This is a genomic window from Actinosynnema sp. CS-041913, assembly GCF_050942485.1.
Taxonomy (GTDB): domain Bacteria; phylum Actinomycetota; class Actinomycetes; order Mycobacteriales; family Pseudonocardiaceae; genus Actinosynnema.
The window spans coordinates 6,309,577-6,326,396 of record NZ_CP192037.1 but is presented as its reverse complement, the minus strand read 5'-3'; the positions used below and the strand labels follow the sequence as shown (position 1 = coordinate 6,326,396).

The 16,820-nt window shown below is 72.4% G+C and carries 14 protein-coding genes; 2 read left to right on the top strand and 12 right to left on the bottom strand.

What is annotated here, in order from left to right:
• Positions 1-17 precede the first annotated feature (17 nt).
• The 10 genes from ACQPZF_RS28150 to ACQPZF_RS28105 form a co-directional block, all read right to left on the bottom strand.
• Positions 18-1,175, bottom strand: a complete 1,158-nt coding sequence (locus ACQPZF_RS28150; RefSeq protein WP_433261930.1) for a glycosyltransferase family 4 protein — start codon at positions 1,173-1,175, stop codon at positions 18-20.
• Entirely contained in the window at positions 1,172-2,260 is a 1,089-nt protein-coding gene (locus ACQPZF_RS28145) for a glycosyltransferase (RefSeq protein ID WP_433261928.1), read from the bottom strand. Before ACQPZF_RS28145 ends, ACQPZF_RS28150 begins: the two co-directional genes overlap by 4 nt.
• Positions 2,257-3,663 carry an oligosaccharide flippase family protein gene (locus ACQPZF_RS28140; protein ID WP_433261926.1) on the bottom strand — a complete coding sequence of 469 codons (1,407 nt, stop codon included), beginning with the start codon at positions 3,661-3,663 and terminating at the stop codon, positions 2,257-2,259. The genes ACQPZF_RS28145 and ACQPZF_RS28140 overlap by 4 nt, the downstream gene beginning before the upstream one ends.
• Complete coding sequence (locus tag ACQPZF_RS28135; RefSeq protein ID WP_433261924.1) at positions 3,660-5,018, bottom strand: glycosyltransferase family 87 protein; 1,359 nt, start codon at positions 5,016-5,018, stop codon at positions 3,660-3,662. Before ACQPZF_RS28135 ends, ACQPZF_RS28140 begins: the two co-directional genes overlap by 4 nt.
• On the bottom strand, positions 5,015-5,932 hold the full coding sequence (locus ACQPZF_RS28130) for a hypothetical protein (RefSeq protein WP_433261922.1): 918 nt from the start codon (positions 5,930-5,932) through the stop codon (positions 5,015-5,017). The genes ACQPZF_RS28135 and ACQPZF_RS28130 overlap by 4 nt, the downstream gene beginning before the upstream one ends.
• Positions 5,929-6,993, bottom strand: coding sequence for a glycosyltransferase (locus tag ACQPZF_RS28125; RefSeq protein ID WP_433261920.1), 1,065 nt, complete (start codon positions 6,991-6,993; stop codon positions 5,929-5,931). The genes ACQPZF_RS28130 and ACQPZF_RS28125 overlap by 4 nt, the downstream gene beginning before the upstream one ends.
• Positions 6,968-8,266 carry an O-antigen ligase family protein gene (locus tag ACQPZF_RS28120; RefSeq protein WP_433261918.1) on the bottom strand — a complete coding sequence of 433 codons (1,299 nt, stop codon included), beginning with the start codon at positions 8,264-8,266 and terminating at the stop codon, positions 6,968-6,970. Before ACQPZF_RS28120 ends, ACQPZF_RS28125 begins: the two co-directional genes overlap by 26 nt.
• Positions 8,263-9,207 carry a polysaccharide deacetylase family protein gene (locus tag ACQPZF_RS28115; RefSeq protein WP_433261916.1) on the bottom strand — a complete coding sequence of 315 codons (945 nt, stop codon included), beginning with the start codon at positions 9,205-9,207 and terminating at the stop codon, positions 8,263-8,265. Before ACQPZF_RS28115 ends, ACQPZF_RS28120 begins: the two co-directional genes overlap by 4 nt.
• Positions 9,204-10,031 (bottom strand): hypothetical protein, encoded by an 828-nt coding sequence (locus ACQPZF_RS28110; RefSeq protein ID WP_433261914.1) that lies wholly within the window; start codon positions 10,029-10,031, stop codon positions 9,204-9,206. Before ACQPZF_RS28110 ends, ACQPZF_RS28115 begins: the two co-directional genes overlap by 4 nt.
• An 82-nt stretch (positions 10,032-10,113) precedes the next feature.
• Positions 10,114-11,175 (bottom strand): DUF4037 domain-containing protein, encoded by a 1,062-nt coding sequence (locus ACQPZF_RS28105; protein ID WP_433261912.1) that lies wholly within the window; start codon positions 11,173-11,175, stop codon positions 10,114-10,116.
• Positions 11,176-11,324: 149 nt separating this feature from the next.
• On the opposite strand from ACQPZF_RS28105, the gene ACQPZF_RS28100 reads away from it, so the two are divergent.
• Positions 11,325-12,764, top strand: a complete 1,440-nt coding sequence (locus ACQPZF_RS28100) for a GMC family oxidoreductase (protein ID WP_433261910.1) — start codon at positions 11,325-11,327, stop codon at positions 12,762-12,764.
• Between the two features lie 156 nt (positions 12,765-12,920).
• Positions 12,921-14,345: a helix-turn-helix transcriptional regulator gene (locus tag ACQPZF_RS28095; RefSeq protein WP_433261908.1), complete on the top strand. Its 1,425-nt coding sequence runs from the start codon at positions 12,921-12,923 to the stop codon at positions 14,343-14,345.
• A gap of 3 nt (positions 14,346-14,348) precedes the next feature.
• Here ACQPZF_RS28095 and ACQPZF_RS28090 read toward each other — a convergent pair whose 3' ends face one another.
• A complete protein-coding gene (locus tag ACQPZF_RS28090) occupies positions 14,349-15,170 on the bottom strand; it encodes an alpha/beta hydrolase (protein WP_433261906.1) in 822 nt (273 codons plus the stop codon).
• A gap of 127 nt (positions 15,171-15,297) precedes the next feature.
• Positions 15,298-16,449, bottom strand: a complete 1,152-nt coding sequence (locus tag ACQPZF_RS28085; protein ID WP_433261904.1) for a family 2 encapsulin nanocompartment cargo protein terpene cyclase — start codon at positions 16,447-16,449, stop codon at positions 15,298-15,300.
• Positions 16,450-16,820: the final 371 nt, after the last annotated feature.

Below are 16,820 nucleotides of genomic sequence, written 5' to 3'. Positions count from 1 at the left end.
GTGAGCCCGCTCGACGCTCACGCTTGGACGAGCGAAGGGCCCGAGACAAGCTCGCGGTAGAGCGCCAGGTGGCGTTCCGCGCACACGTCCGGCGCGAAGCGGGCGCGTGCCCGTTCCGCCAGAGCCCGACCGGTCCGACCCGGATCAGGGTCGGCGAACAGCGCCGCCAGCCGAGCCGCCAGAGCGCCCACATCGCCCGGAGGCACCAAACCGCCGGAAGAGGCCCAGCTACCCGAAGAGGCCAAGCCGTCCGAACCCGCCGAACCCTCCGGGAGAGCCAGCATGTCGGCCACCCCGCCGGTGTCGGTGGCCACCACCGGCTTGCCCGCCGCCATCGCCTCCGCCACCACCAACGGCTGCTGCTCCATCGTCGACGGCAGCACCAGCGCATCATGCCGCCGAAGCTGGTCGGGCACATCGGTCCGGAAGCCGAGGAACGAGACCCGGCCGGCCAGGTCCCGCTGTGCCTGCCGCGCCGCCACCTCGCACAGCGGCCCGGACCCGATCACGGTCAGCGAAGCGTCCGGCGGCATGACGCCGGGCCGCGCCAGGGCGTCCAACAGCGTCAGCAAACCCTTGCGCTCCACCAGGAGCCCGACGAAGATCAGCTTGCGCACCGGCCCGAGCGGCGGGCAGGGCACCGGCAGCTCGACGCAGTTGTCGATGTGCGCCACCCGGTGCGCGGGAACACCGAGGCGCCGCACCAGGAAGTCGCGCATCGCGGGAGCGGGCACGATCGTCCGGTGCACGAACCTGGCCACGCCGGCGTCCGCCGCCAGCACGGTCCGGGTGTACGTCGACGGACCGGCCGCGCCCCGCGCTCCCCGGAACCACTCCTGGCGCACGTCGTCGGGCACCCCGTGGTAGGTCTGCACCACCTTGTGCCGCAGCCGCAGCCCCGCGCTCACCAAACCCGCCCGCCGGTCCTGGGCGTGCACCACGTCCGGTCGCCACGCCCGCAGCGCGTCCCGCGCCCGTCGCCCGGCCCGGAGATCACCCTTGTTCGCCACGGAAACCACCTCGTGACACCCCGCGATCAGCTCCGCGCCCCGCGACGGCACCGGCCCGAACACCCGCACCTCGGCCTCGCCCGACGCGGCGAGCGTCGCGGCCAGCCGGACCGTGACGTCGACCGGACCTCCCTTGTCCTGCGTCAGCAGGTAGGCGACCTTCACCGGCCCTCTCCCACGAGCTTGTCCACCAGGGTCGCGATCTGGTCGCCCACTCGGCCGGAGTCGAACAGCACCTCGGCCCGCCGCCGCCCGGTCAGGCCTTCGCCGGTGGCCAGCACCGGGTCCGCGAGCCGGGCCGCGATGGCCTCCGCCAGCGCGGGCACGTTCCCGGCCTCCACGACCGCGCCCGCGTCGCCCACGCTCTGCCGCACCCCGCCCACGTCGAACGCCACCACCGGACGGCCGCTGGCCATCGCCTCCAGCGGCACCAGCGCCATGCCCTCCGCCCGGGAGGGCAGCACCACCACGTCGGCGGCGGTGTAGAAGTCGGCCACCGCCGTGTCGTGGCCCCACCAGCGCACGGAGGAGTGGTCGCCGATCGCGCGCCACCGGTCCCGCATCGGGCCGTCGCCGACCAGCACGAGTTGCGCGTCCGGCACCGACGCCAGGACTGCGGGCCACGCCGTCAAAAGCAGGTCCTGGCCTTTGAGCGGCGCCAGCCGGCCCACGCACACCGCGGTCGGCACGTCCGGCAGTCCGAGGCGGCGGCGTGCGGCGACCCGGCTGCGGGGCCGCAACACCGTGGTGTCGACGCCGTTGCACACCACCTCGGCGGCCGTGGCGATGCCCTTGGCGCGCCCCGCACGCAGTTCGTCGTCGCTCACGCACACAAGCTGGTGCGCCCACCGCGCCGCCAGTCGCTCCCACGCCGCCGACACGTGCCGCAGCAGGCCGTGCGCGGTCTGGAACGACCAGAGATGGGGCTGGAAGATCGTCGGACGACGGCCGCGCAGCACGAGCCGCCCCGCGAGGCCGGCCTTGGAGCTGTGCAGGTGCACGGCGTGCGGGTCGAGCCGGTCGAGGATCTTCTTCAGCCGCACCACTTCCGTGACGGTGCGCGGACCGGGGGTGCGGGTGGCGGGCCAGTCGTGCACGTCGACCCCCTCGTCCCGCAGCCGGTCCGCCAACCGTCCCGGCGGGCACACGACGGCGACCGACCAGCCGCGTTCCCGTTGTGAGACAGCGAGTTCCCGCACCACCGCCGCCACGCCGGCGGCCACCGGCTGGGTCACGTGCACGATCTTCACCGGCGCACCTCACGCAGTTCGCGAACCGTGCGGCGGTTGGCGAGCAGCGCCGCCGCCGTGTAGCCGAGCACCAGGGCCGACCCCTCGCCGAGCGCACCCGGCAGCGTCGGGCCGAACAGACCTCCGAACAGGTGCGCCACCACCAGGCAGCACGCCGCGCCCACCAGGACGCCGACCGCCGTCCGCCCGAGCTGCGGTGGCGCGAGTCCGTTGCGCGCCAACACCACCCAGGCCACCGGGACCATCGCCCAGACCACGAGTAGCTGGGTGAGGGCGACCGCCACCACACCGTGCCGGGTGACCACCGCGAGCGCCGCCACGAGCACCGCCAGGTGCGTCAGCTCCAGCGCCAGGTAGCGGCGGGCGTGCCCGGCCGCCCGGATCACCTGGTACCACAGGTGGAGCAGGCCGAAGCCGAGTCCGTAGCCGCACAGCAGCACCAGCGGTACCGCGGCCGGCGACCACCGTTCGCCGAACAGCACCACCCGGTCGGCCAACGCCGCCGTCACGGCGTAGAGCCCGCCGGTCACCACCAGCACGGCGTGCGTGAACCGGCCGACGGCCGCCGGCAGCCTTGCCCGCTGTCCGTGCCGGATCAGCCTGGCGCACACCGGGAACACCACTCCGCCGAGCACCACCGCGACCATGATGTACGGCACCCAGGCGATCCGGTAGGCCAACGAGTACACGCCCACCGCCTCCGTGCCCAGCACCCGCCCGACGGCGAGGTAGTCGACGTTGATCAGCAGCACCGCCACCAACGCCCCCGGCCCGACCACCGCGATCCAGCGCAACGCCTCGGCCGCCGCGTCCACGTCCCACACCGGCCGCACCCGCACCCCCGCCAGCACGCCCAGCAGGGGCTGCGCGACCGCCGTGCACAACAGCCCGACGACCAGCGAGTACGGCCCGAAGCCTTGCAGTGCCAGCACGATCGTCACCGCCGCGCCGAGCACCGCACCGCCCGCGTCGGGCAGCATCCGCCGCCGGAAGTCCAGATCCCGGTGCAGCAGACCCATCTGCACGCCGCCCGCCGCCGTGAACGGCAGGCTCACCGCAGCCAACCCGATGAGCGGCGCCACCTCGGGCGCGCCCAGCGCGTCCGCGATCGAGCCCGCCGTCGCCACGAGCAGCACGGCGAGCGCGACACCCGTGCCGACGCTCAACGTCAGCAGCGTGCCCGCCATCCGGCGCGGGTCGAGGCCGGTCCGGCTGATCACGTCGTAGACACCCATGGACTGCACCACTTGGCCGATGTTCACCAGGGACACGGTCAGCGCGACCAGGCCGAGCCCCTCCTCGGTGAGGAACGCGGCCAGCACCAGCGTGACGGCCACCTGGCCGCCCTTCCCGACCAGGTTGACCAGGAACAGCCAGAGCGACCCGCGAACCGCAGTGGTCACGTCTGTCCGATGTGGACTCGCGCACGGCCGCGCGCGAGGACGGCCAACGCCACCCACGCGACGACGAGCGCGATCCCGTCCACGGTCACACTCGCCCGTGCGCCGAACAGGTCTCGGATCACCGTGTCCACGAAGTGCAAGTGCGCGAACGGAACCGCCATCGCCACCACCACGATCCCGAGCACCGGCGTCCTGTCCCGCCACCACCGCACGGCGACCAGCGCCAGCGCCGGGACCGCGATCAGCACATCACCCGGCTGGTGCACCACCGCGACCACCACCGCGAGGCACGTCAGGAGATCCGCGGCGGCCACCTCGCCGACCCGGTCCAGCCGCCGCACCAACACCACGGTCACCGCCATCACGGTGACCAGGGTAAGGAGTTCCGCTCCGGGCGGCAGCCACCCGGTGACCCGGAAGAACACCGCCGCCAGGTCGGCCCGTTGCGAGGTGAGGGAATCCACCGCGCCGTAGGCGGTGGAGCCGGCGTGCTCCAGGTTCGCCGCGACCACGTCGAGGAACGCGCCGACCCCGCCACCCCGGAACACCAGCGGCACCACCACGAACAGGCTCGCGACCGCCGCGATCGCCGTGCCGCCCAACGCCACCTTCCGCGACCCGCGGGCGAACAGCAGCACCGCCAGCGGCAACCCGAACTGCGGCTTCAGCCAAGCCAACGCCAACGCGACCGCCGCCAACCGGGGATGGCTGTGCCGCCCCAGCAACGCCCCCGCCGCGCCGACCGCGATCAGCGGGTTGACCTGCCCGACGTAGAGCTGCGCCTTGCCGACCTGGCTGATCACCAGCAGCGCCCCGACCACCGCCGTGCCGAGGAACAGCGGAGCCCGCACGTGACCGGCCGCCAACACCGCCAGGAACACCAGCAACAGCAAGGAGACCACCGCGAACGCCACCGCGCCGAACCGGTAGTCCGGCAGCGCGAACGGCAGGTGCAGCACGAGGTGGTAGGGCTGGTACAGGTTGAAGCTCTGCCGCACCGGCCAGTGCGCGAACATCGTGGCCGGGTCGTACGGGTTGCCGCCGGCCAGGAACTCGCGGATCGGGAAGTACAACGCGTCCCGGAAGTCCTGCATCCGCTCCTCGGGGCGGTTCGCCGCGGTGGGCAGCGGGACATCCCACGACGGCCGCAACGCCCGCCAGGCGCTGAACACCCCGACCACGGCCGCCACCACGGTAACCACGAGCCGCCGATCCACACCTGCCTGCTTCAGCTTGCCGGACTGTGCGTTCGTGTTGCCTGGCCGTTGCCCGCCGGGCTGCGTGTTCGTGTCGGCCGGCCGTCGCCCGGCGGGCTGCCCGTCCACACCTGAGCCGAACCGGTTGCCACGCTTCACGCCAGCACCACCGCCACCACCGTCGTGCCCGCCGGCAGCGCGCCGACGACACTCGCCAACTCGTCCTGCCGCCCGCCGAGCGGCGCCACGGCGATCAGCGCAACCCCGTCGGCAGGCTCGGACGTCTTGTCCGGCAACTGTTCCGCCAACGACTCGGCCCGTTCGGCCAGCGCCGGCAACACCGCCACCACGCGTGCGGGCCGCACGGCCGCGTCGCACAGCACCGTCAGCCTGTCCACCAGCCCAGGATCGTCGTCGCGCACCACCGCCACCGGATGCCCCACACCGGCCGCCGACAGCGCCGCCCGCACGCTGTCGGTGACCCGCGTCCGCCGCAGGTGCCGCAGCGCCGCCGTCGCGAGCCCGGCCACCACCGCCGCCGCGAACGCCAACCCGACCGCCAGTGGCCAGTCCGGCGCGATCCGGGTGACCTGCGGCGTGTCCAACAGCCGCAGCTTCGCCGCCGGGGCCAGCAGATCCGCCTGGACGACCGCACGAGCGACCGCCGCGGCCCCGTCGCGCGCCTGCCCGGCGGTAGGAGCCCGCACGGACAGCCGCGCCAGCCCGGAAGCGGGCACCACCTCCACGGTGACCTGCGCCGCCGCCGTCCCCGCCCGGCTGAGCACGGAAGGACTGCGCGCGACCTCGACCAGCGCGGGCAGGGAGAGCGCGACCACCTCGCCGTACTGCGGGGCCTCGGTCCCGGCCGGACCGGCGAGCAGGCTCACCCGCCCCTGGTACTCCTCGCCCTTCACCACGGTCGCGAGCAGCACCAGCGCGCCCACCACCAGCGCCACGACCACGCTCTCCACGAGGAGCCGGACCCTGCCCAGCGCCGTCGCCGCGCCCATGCCGGCGAGCCGGACCTTCAACACCGCCACGGCCGCCTTGTCACCGACGCGTCCACCCTTCACCGTCGACCTTCCCACTCGCGCAGCAACTCGTCGTAGGACCGCATCAGCACGCACGGATTGTGCGCACGGGACACGGACGCCTGCCCGGCCGCACCCTCCACAGCGCGCTTGCCCGCGTCGAACAGGAAGAGCCGCAACGCTTCCGCCGCCGCCTCCGGGTTGCGCCGGGGCACCACCAGACCGCCACCACCCGCCAACGCCTCGCCCACGCCGTCGACTTCGGTGGCCACCACCGGGCGACCGGCGGCGAGCGACTCCAGCACCGCGACCGGCATGCCCTCCCAGTCACTGGTCAGCACGGTCACGTCCGCCGCCGCCAGCAGGTCCGGCACGTCGGGCCGGTTGCCGAGGAACCGCACGCCCGGCAGGCCCGCCGCGTTGCGCTCCAGCGAACGCCGCAGCGACCCGTCCCCGGCCAGCCACAGCTCCGCGCCGCCGCCGACCCGCTTCCACGCCTCCAACAGCACGTCGTGCCGCTTCTGCGGCTCCAGCCGGGCCAGGCACAACGCCACCGGCACCTCCGAGGGCGCGCCGAGCGCCGCCCGCACGGTCGCCCGGTCGACCCGCGGCTCCTGCGGGAACACGGCGTTCGGGATGACCACCGGGTCCGGCGTGAGCCCGGCCGCCCGCAACCGGGCCGCGGTCGCCTCCGCCACCGTCACCACCGCGCGGGACGTCCGCCGCAGAATCCGCGCCGCGCCGGCGTAGTCGGCGTCCGCCACGCCGTGGAACACCGTCAGCAGCGGGACTCTCCGCGGCAGCAACGCCAACCGGGCCACCATCGACGCGGACACGTTGTGCGCCAACACGACCTCGGGCCGGAAATCCTTGATCGCCGACCGGGTCGCGGCCGTCGCCCGCAGCACACCGGCCGCCTTGCGGTGCGGCGCGGGCACCGTGAACGTCGGCACGCCATGCCGGCGCAACGCGTCCGCCCGGTGCCCGCCCGCACTGGCGACGGCGGTCTGCCAGCCGAACTCCGGACCGGTCCGGGCCATCCCGGCGACCAGGGCCTCCGCCCCGCCGGCGCCCATTTCACTGATGACGTGGAGCACACGCATCGGTTCCCCTTCGACGCAGATCGGCCGCGGCGACGACCGCGACCAGTGACCACAACGGCAGGTAGTACTGCTGGGACAGGAAGGTCGACGCCACCACGACGGCAAGCAACGACGCCTGCACCGCCACCATCGACCGCCGTGTGTCGGTCCGGGGCACGCGTTCGGAGTCGCCCGCTGTCGGTGGTGGTCGTGGGTCGGACCGCAGCATGCGCCCGGAGTCCGTTGTCGCCGGCGGCCGTGTGCCGGACCGCAGCACGCGCTCCGAGCGCACCGCCGCGACCGCCAGCAGCCCGACGAACAGCCCGAACCCCGGCAAGCCCAGCTCGGCCACGACTTCGAGGTACATGTTGTGCGCCACCGGGGTCTGCTCGTCCACCTCGGCGTTCCCCGAAGCGGCGGGGTAGTCGCTGCGAAACCCGCCCGGCCCGACGCCGAGCACCGGGTGCTCGGCCGCCATCCGCGCGGCGGCCTGCCACCGCAGCTCGCGGGTGTCCACATTGGTCTCGGCGATGTGGCTCTTCTCCCGCACCGCCCGGTCCAGCGTCGGCCCGCCGAACAGCAGCACGCCGACCCCGAGCGCCATCACCACCGCGACCCCGCCCGCGACCGCCCGCACCGGCAGTGCGCGCCGGGCCGTCAACCACACCACGGCGACGGTCAACGCCAGCGCGCCGCCCCGCGAGAACGTGGCCGCCGCACCCGCGACCAGGACTAGCCCCGTCAACGCGAACCCCGCCGACCTCGCCCGCGAGGACGCCAACCCCGCCCGGGAGCGCCCGGTGTCGAGCAGCGCCACCAGCAGCGGCAGCGCGGCGACCAGGAAGTACGCCAGGTCGTTCGGGTCCTCCAACGGCCCGGTGGCCCGTGTCTCGCCCTCGGCGACCATGCTGTGCAGCGCGCCCACCGCCGCGACCGCCGCCCCCGTGACGATCGACGCCAGCAGCGCCCGGATCGGCACCTCACGGGCCGCCACGTCGACCAGGATCACCGTGATCACCAGGAACGGCAGCCACCGTTGCAGGTAGTCGACCGCGTACGGGCCGCCCGCGTGCAACGCCGTGGAAGCCAGCAGCACCACCGCGAACAGCGCCAGCACCGCGTGCACCGGGTGCGGCGCGGGCATCCGCCGCTCCCGCACCCGGACCGCGACCCACACCGCGGCCAGCAGGGCGGGCGTGACCTTCGCCAACTGCCCGTGCACGGCGAACAGGTAGCCCTCCAGCGGGGCCAGCGCCACGGTCGCGCACGCGAGCACACGCAGGAGCCACGTCATCCCGAACGTTCCAGCCTCGTCGTGCCGCGCACCCGCAGGTTCCCGCCCAGCCGGGCGACGTGCTCCCCGGTGCCGACGACCTCGAAGTGCCGCCGCAGCGCGCCCAGCACCCAGCCGAGCAGTTCGACCTTGTGCGTGGCGGACACGGCCATGCCGGGGAAGAACTCCATGCCGGGCGCTTCGGCGGCGCTCAACACGTCCGTCGGGTGCAGCAACAACGACGGCGACACGCCGAAAACACGGCACAGCCGCAATGCCGTGCGGAAGTAGCCGCGGGCGGCGGCGGGGGAGACCTGGTGCAGTTGCAGCAGGTACGAGCCGTGGATCGGCACCCGCAGGAGCGGCATGGTCGTCACCGGCAGCTCCACGGGACCGCTGTCCCAGCGGTAGGCGCGGTTCGGCGCGAGCACCTTCGAGAACCCGCCGAACAGCTCCGCGCTGTCCTTTGTAGACGGAGCGGAGCGGTTGTGGTACCGGCGGGCCAGCGGACCGATCCAGGTCGGCAGCGTGCTCGCGTCGTACCGGTAGCCCCGTTCGGCCAGCACGTCCAGCAGTTCGGGCGTCACGCTGTAGCCGGGACCGCGGAACCCGACCGGTCGGGGGGCGCCCGCGGCGGCGATCGCGTCCTCGGTCCGCTCCACCTCGGCTTCGAGTTCGGGCCGGGAGTACCGGTGCAGCCACGGTTCGTGGCCGAACGAGTGGTTCCCCACCTCGTGCCCGGCGGCGGTGATCGCGGCGACGGCGGCTGCCCCGTCGTCCCGCGCCGCGTCCGCGCCGACCACGAAGACCGTGGTGCTCAGGCCCTGCTCGCCGAAGACCTCCAGCAGGCGGGGCGTGGCGGCGGCCAGGAAGCTCGGCATCCGCTCCCACGCCGGGTCGCCGTGGGTCTTCAGGTAGGCCCAGAGGTTGTCGAGGTCGAGCGAGACGCTGGCGACGTTCACGAGGCCTCCCGCGCGGTGACCGGCGCCGGGGCGAGCCGTGCCGCGTAGCCCAGCGCCAGCACGCCGAGCACGACGAGGGCGACGCCGAGCGCCACCCACCACTCCCGGCCGGGCGCGATCCGGTCGCCCAGCGCGAGGATGCCGACCGCGGACGTGACCACGACGGTCACCGAGTCCATGGTCGCGACCGTCGACGTGGCCGAGCCCCGTTGCAGCGCGACGGCCATGCACGCCTGCCCGACCAGCGCGGCCAGCACCATCAGCCACACCAGCGGGTAGTACGGGAGGGCCAGGACCGGCTCGTCGGCCAGCGACCGGCTCGCGATGGCGACGACCGCGTACGCCAGGCCCGCCGACACGGCGACCGACACGACGCCCTTCGCCTTGCGGGACGCCAGGAACACCACGACCAGCGGCACGCCGAGCAGCAGGAAGCCGGTGTCCACCGGGATATCGGCGGCCACCGAGGACGCGGACGCACCGGCCAGCAGCAGGAGCCCCAGCGCCATCAGGACCAGCACGGCGACCTCGACCGGCCGCACCCGCCACCGCAGCGCCAGCACGCCGAACACGGTCGCCACGCCGACCGCGCAGGACGAACCCGCCTGCACCAGGTACAGCGGCAGCTCGGCGCGGGCGAAGAACGCCAGCACGAACCCGCCCACCTGGCCCGCGAACCCCAGCAGGTAGAGCCGGTCGACGGCCAGCCTGGCGAGCAGCCCGAAGCCGCTGCCCGGCTCGGCCCGGCGCGCGGCGACGGTCTGCGCCACGATGCCCAGCGCGTACATCGCCGTGGCCGCCGCGAGGGCGAGATATCCGGGCACGCGACAACTCCCGCGGAAAGGGGATGGGACGTGCGGCAGCGTACGACGTCGGAATTCGTTGCCCGATTGAGCGATATTCCAATTACTCGAACGAGTGACGAAGAAGTTTTCTGGTCAGCGCGCTGTCACTGAGCAGGTCGGTGTTGTCCGCGAACTGGTCAACCGCCCCGATCAGTGGCCGCTGTCGCAGCGCCGGATCGGTGACGCCGCTGATCAACGCGTCGGCGAACCGCCCGGCCCGCAGCACCTGGAACGGCCGCTCGTAGTACGGCCCGGTCGCCGGGTCCAACGGCTCGGTGAGCCCCAGCCGGTTGTGGATCCGCGCCACCGTCGAATACGCGGTCGCCAGGTGCCGTTCCCGGTCGGACCAGGAAGTCGCCGCGAGCGCCGCCGTCAGCACGGGCGTCAACTCGGTCGGCAGCCACCGGAAAGCGCTGCCGAGCCATTTGCCGTAAGGCGGATAGCGGCGGTGCATGAGCAGGCACAGCCGGACCAGGTCGCGGACCTGCCGGGCGGCGACGATCGCCGACCCCAACTCGTCGCCCACCTCGCCGCACCGGCCGACGAACGCCTCCTCCTGCGCCAGCCGCTGCCACTGGCAGGCCAGCACGTAGCGCCACACGTCGTCCGGGTACCAGGCCAGCTTTGCCCGCGCGGCGGTCAGCCCACCCGACCCGTCGTGGAACACCGCGCCGCCGGTCGTCTCGGCCAACGCCTGGGTGGGCGTGGCGAGCCAGTCGCGCGTCGCGATCCCCTCCCGCGGGTCGAAGCCGAGCTGCCCGGCGAACCAGGCGTCCAGCGTGGTGACGTCCACCCGGTGGCTCACCGGGCCGTCGGTGTGCGCCATGACGCCCACGTCGCCGTCGTCGGTGAAGTGCGTCGGGTAGCCGAGGAACGACTTGGGCAGCCCGTCACGCAGGGCGTCGCGGATCGCGGGGCCGCGCTCGTCGCCGGGCTCCAGGAACAACTGCAGCCGTGGACCCCAGTCGTGGTCGGAGGAGCGGGCGGTGTCGAAGCCCAGCACCTCCGACCCGGACCCGATCCGGGCGGCGGTGTGCGGGACGTCCCCGAACCGCGACCGGACGACCGGGAGCACGGCCTCGGCGTAGTAGCGGCGGGACAGTTCCAGACCGGGGATGAACACCCTGCCGATCCTGCCTCTTGCTCGCCTCGCCGCGCAGCCGGGTATCGCGGGCGCCGGCACGAAGCTTTCGGGTCCGATGATGCACGGCCGGTCAACGGGCGTGCGCTGCGGTTCAAGGACGTCGGCCTCCGGTTTGCTGCACTTGGACCATGGTCGACGCGGACTTCGTGGTGGTGGGTGGGGGCACGGCCGGCTGTGTGCTGGCGCGGAGGCTGCTGGACCTCACCGAGGGCACGGTGCTGTTGCTGGAGGCCGGCGAACGGGACACCAACCCCGCCATCCACGACCCGTTCCGGATGCACGAGCTGTGGGACAGCGCGCAGGACTGGGGTCTGCGCACGGTCCCCCAACGCGACGCGGCGAACCGCCCGCTGCACCTGCCGAGGGGTCGGGTGCTGGGCGGTTCGCACGCCCTGAACGCGATGATCCACGTCCGGGGCAACCCCGCCGACTACGACGACTGGGCGGCGCGCGGCAACACCGGCTGGTCCTGGGCGGACGTCGAGCCGGTGTTCCGGCGCATCGAGAGCGGCCCGCTGACCATCCTGCGCGACTTCACCGCCGACCCCGTCCAGGAGGCCATCCTCACGGCGGCGCAGCAGGCGGGCGTGCCGTACAACCCGGACTACAACGGCGCCGACCAGACCGGCGTGAGCCGGATGCAGTTCACCATCGCCGCCGGCCTGCGCCACACCACCGCCCGCGCCTACCTGGCCCCGGTGCTCGACCACCCGAGGTTCACCCTCGTCACGAACGCCCACGTGCGCCGCCTGCTCATGTCCGGCGACCGGTGCGTCGGTGTGGAGTGGACGGAGTACGACCGCGTCCACCGGGCACGGGCCGGCGAGGTCGTCCTCAGCGCCGGCGCGATCGGCTCGCCGCAGGTGCTGCTGCGCTCGGGCATCGGCCCGGCGGACGACCTGCGGGCGCTGGGCATCGACGTGGTGGCCGACCTGCCGGGCGTGGGCGAGAACCTCCAGGACCACTGGCTGGTGCCGACGATCTTCAGCACGTCGAAGCCGATCGAGCACACGCCGGGCCTCCCACCCGCGCAGACCCACCTGTTCTGGCGCAGCCGGCCAGGCCTGCCCACCCCCGACCTCCAGCCGCTGCACTTCAGCGCCCCGCTCTACGAGACGTGGATGTCCGGCCCGGACAACGGCTTCTCCCTGATGGCCGGCCTGATCCGCCCGGCGAGCGCCGGCCGGATCACCCTGTCCAGCCCGGACGGCCCCCCGCTGATCGATCCGCGCGTGCTCTCCGAACAGTCCGATGTGGACGCTCTGGTGGAGGCCGTGCTGCTGTGCCAGGAGATCGGGCACGAGCGGGCGCTCAAGGAGTTCGGCACGGACGAGCTGTACCCGGGCAAGCTCGAACTGCGGGACTACGTGCGGCGGTCCGTGGTCACCTACCACCACCAGGCCGGCACGTGCGCCATGGGCTCGGTCGTGGACCCGGAGCTGAGGGTGCGCGGCATCGCCGGGCTGCGGGTCGCGGACGCCTCGGTGATGCCGACGATCGTGTCCGGCAACACCAACACCCCGACCGCGATGATCGCGGAGAAGGCCGCCGCCCTGATCGCCGGCTGACCCGCTCCCGGCTTCATCGCGGGCAGGCCGGTTCCCCTCGGGAGCGGCCACAGCGGTGACGCTCCGTTCCGCTCTGACTCCGACCAGCTACGATGACTCGACGGCACCTTCCTTGCCGCTCCTGGCCTCGGCCGAGGCATCTCGTTTGGAGTCACCGTGACCGAGCGCGAGGGACCGACGGTAGACGAACCAGCTCCGGCTGCTGCGCGGCTGGCACAGGAGATCAAGCGGCGTCGCACGGATGCCAAGCTCAGCCAGCCCGAGCTGGCCACGAAGATCGGTTACACCCGTCAATACGTGTCGCTCGCGGAACGCGCGACGAACAACCTGCCATCACGGGAACTCGTGCAAGCCCTGGACCGCGCCCTTGAGGCCGGCGGAGCCTTGCTCGCCCTCCGCGACACGGCGAAAGCCGAACAGCGGTCCAAACGTCGCCCCGACATGCCCGCGAAGTCAGCCGACGGTGCGCGAATGCTCGTACCGGTGTTGGTCGACGGCCAGGTGGTGCTCCTGCCGATGGATACCTCGGCAGGGCCAACGGACGAGCACTGGTTCACGACGGCTGCCGGATGGGGTGCCATGAACCGGCTGGACCGGCGATCCTTCCTTCAGCACGGCTTGGCCGCCGCAGCCTTGCCCGCACTTGGTCTGGATGAACTCCAGCATGTGGCTGCCGCGCTCAACCAGGCCGGCCGCTACTTGGACGGGACGGTTGTCGACTACTTCCGCGCGCAGTTCGCCGGCTGCGCGGCCGACGACGGTCGGCTTGGCCCCGGCAAGACGTTGCCGGTGCTGGTTGGCTTGTTGGGCGCGGTGGACAAGCGTGCCCGTGATGTCCGACCGGAAGTGCGCCGCGAGCTGCTGAAGACAGCGGCGGTCGGCGCGGAGTTGGCCGGCTGGTTGTACCGGGACCTCCGCGACTTCGTCCTGGCGCAGTTCTGGCGTGACCGGGCAACCGAGTGGGCGCAGGAAGCCGGTGACACGGCCATGCAGGGCTACGTCCTGCTCAAGAAGGCCCAAGCCGCCTACGACGAGCGGGACGCGCTGCGGATGCTCACCTTGTCCGAGGCTGCTCAGGCCGGCCCCTGGCGACTGCCGGTCCGGGTGCGCGCCGAGGTTGCGCAGCAGGAAGCGCGCGGCCACGCCATGCTGGGCCACGATGGCGCGCTGGTGGCGCGGAAGCTGGACCAGGCACACGAGTTGCTGGCCGAAGCCGACGAGCAGGTGACGGAGAGTGCGCTCGGTGCCCACTACAACCGCACCTTGTTGACCATGCAGACCGCCATTTGCCACACGGAGGCCGGCCGGCCGCGACGGGCCGCCGAGCTGTACGAGGAGTGGCTCAGCACCAACCAATTCTCGCCCCGCGACTACGGCTACTTCTTGTCCCTCAAGGCATCCGCGCTCGCACTGGCCGGAGAGCCGGACCAGGCAGCCCAGACCGGCATCACAGCGTTGAAGTACGCCCGTGACGCGAACTCCGCCCGGACCGTGCAGGAACTGACCAAGGTGCTTCAGACATTGGAGCCCTGGCGCAACAGGGCCGTGGTACGCGAGCTGCGTGGAGCGGTGAAGGCGTAGCGGTCAGCCGCGGCCCGTGATCCAGTCGGCCGCGGTGCGGATGGCGAACGCTTGCCACTCTTGGGTCTGCGGGTGGAGGTACTGCGGGTCCTCGTGCACCGCGATGCCGTGTTGCGCGCCCTCGATCTCCACCAGGCGGTGCTCGGCGCGCAGCCGCCCCGCAGCGGTCCGCGAGGACTCCACAGGGATGAACGTGTCCTGCGTGCCGTGGATGATGAGCGTTGGACGGGCGATCTCCGCCATCACCTCACCGGGCTTGAGCCAGAAGACCTCGTTGAGCAGCGCCCGGCCGAGCTTGAAGGTCGGTGAGTGCGCCACGAAGCCCTGCCCGGCCAGCTCCTGGCCGGCTTCGTCGTCGATGTGGTTGTTCGTCCAGTACGGCTTGTCGTCGACGAAGCGCTTCTTGTAGTCGATCAGCGGATTGATCATGACCAGTCGGTCTACGTCATCCGGTCGCTTGGCGGTGTAGTAGCCGGTGATGCCGCCCGCGAAGCTCGCACCGACCAGGCTCACGGCTGCCGCGCCGGTCGCTTCGCGGACCTGGGCGATGACCGCCGAGATGTCGTTGAGGATGGTTGAGAGCGTCAGCTCCTCCTGGTGCCCCTCACTTTCACCGTGGCCGCGTAGATCGAAGCGCATGCTGGCTACTCCGGCTTCAGCCAGGCCGGTGGCCATCCGGGTGAAGAAGCCGCCCTCGTTCCGCGTCACGCCGCCGCCATGCACGAACACCGCCGCGCGTTCGGCGACGCCTGGCGCGACCAACGTCCCGGCAAGCGTGCGCCCATCCAGGGTGCGGACTGCGGCGGCAACACCTTCGACCGACACGCCGGCTCCTCTCGACCAGGTGACTCCATGGTTCCACGGCCGCTCCAGCGAGGAACCGTCCCCCGGAAGGTGAGTCGCAAGATCGATGTTTCCGTCGTTCAGCGCACGATGAAGGCGAAACTGGGGCTCAGGCCCGGTAACGCGGGTTCGTGTTGTGCCACTCGAACCCGCCGCCCATCCACGCCCGAAGCCCGCGCAGGAACCGGTGGAGTTCGGGCGACGGCACCGACAGCAGCTCCCGGTGGCCTGCCTCGAAGTCGCGGACCAGTTGGTTGTGCAGGCCGACGGTGACCTCGGTGGCCTCCTCCACCGAGCACTGCCGGTCGGCGGCGATCTGGAGGACCATGTTGCACACCGGTTTCTCGTCGGCGGCGTCCTTCGCCACCGACAGCAGGTCGTTGACCATCACCGACGCCGTGCCGGCCTGCATGGTCAACCGCCGCACGCGCGGCTCGTAGTACAGGTTCGCCGGCAGCTCGTACCCGCCGACCGGGTCCGACAGCGTCATCGACGTGTAGAAGCTGTCGTGCTGCCGGGTGGCGAGGTACTGCCAGGCGGACGGGTATTCGCCCGTGTGCCGCCACGCCGCGTACGCGTTCCAACTGGCGAACATCGCGAACGTCGCGTAGCAGGCGCGCTGGACCTGCGCCGGGGTGCCGTGCCGGGCGAGGTGCTCGGTGGCCGACCGCAACGCCACCAGCACCGGGTCCGAGCGCAGCGCCTCCTCCAACGGCTCGGAGAACTCGCCGGCGGGCGCGACCGGGTCCATGGCCGCCATCGCCAGGGCAAGCTGTGGCGGCAGCGCGGTCGGCGTCGCACCCATCCCGCTGTCATCGGCGTAGAGGTCGTCGGCGGCCCACCAGGCGGCGTTCAGCTTGGCCGCGATCAGGAGGCGTTCGGGATCGTCGCTGTCGGGGTGGGCGAGCACGACAAGCCGCCCGAACCCGGCCTTGCGCAACTGGTCCAGCTCCGCACCCTCGAACCCGCACTCCCGAGCCCACTCCACCAGCAGGTCCTCGACCACTTCGGTCAGAGCGTCGTCGATCCGTTCGACGATCGGCACGTACAACGGCGGCGCGGAGCCGTCACCCCACGGACGCAGGGCATAGGCCGGGTCCTGGACAGGAACCGGATCGACCGGGGCCGACCGGGCCGGGGCCGACGCGGCGGCCAGCACCTGGGCGAACTCGGTCGCGACACGAGCCGCCGACGTGCCCAGCCCGGTCGGGATGGTCCAGTCGGCAGCCTTCGGGGCGGAGGCGGGGGCGGTGTCCGTCACAAGTTCCGAGACTGGCAGCCCGGACCCCCGGACGGCATCCACCAGCCGGGGATAGGCCTCGCACTATCGGGTGGTTCAACGCCACCGAGCCGAACGCACTCCGTGAACTCAGTGACGAAACGGCACCACCGCAGAGGAACCACAAAGCAAGGCGACCAGTACTTACGCAGATCTGGGCTCAAGCCGGGAACGTTAAGCAGCGGCACCACATTATCGATAAGCCCTGAAGCTGTCAGGGACGGCTGGAACGCCACGCGCGCTACGGAACGTGCACTTGCGGGTGCCAGGTCGCGTGCTCCTCGGGCTGAAGGGCACGCGGCCTGGCACGCTGGGCGGGTTGCTTTGCGGGCGGCGTGTTGCTTTGAGTCCGG

Bases quoted from the DNA above. Each gene is read 5' to 3' on its own strand.
- ACQPZF_RS28125 (WP_433261920.1), bottom strand. From the start codon at position 6,993: ATGCGTGTGCTCCACGTCATCAGTGAAATGGGCGCCGGCGGGGCGGAG.
- ACQPZF_RS28120 (WP_433261918.1), bottom strand. From the start codon at position 8,266: ATGACGTGGCTCCTGCGTGTGCTCGCGTGCGCGACCGTGGCGCTGGCC.
- ACQPZF_RS28100 (WP_433261910.1), top strand. From the start codon at position 11,325: ATGGTCGACGCGGACTTCGTGGTGGTGGGTGGGGGCACGGCCGGCTGT.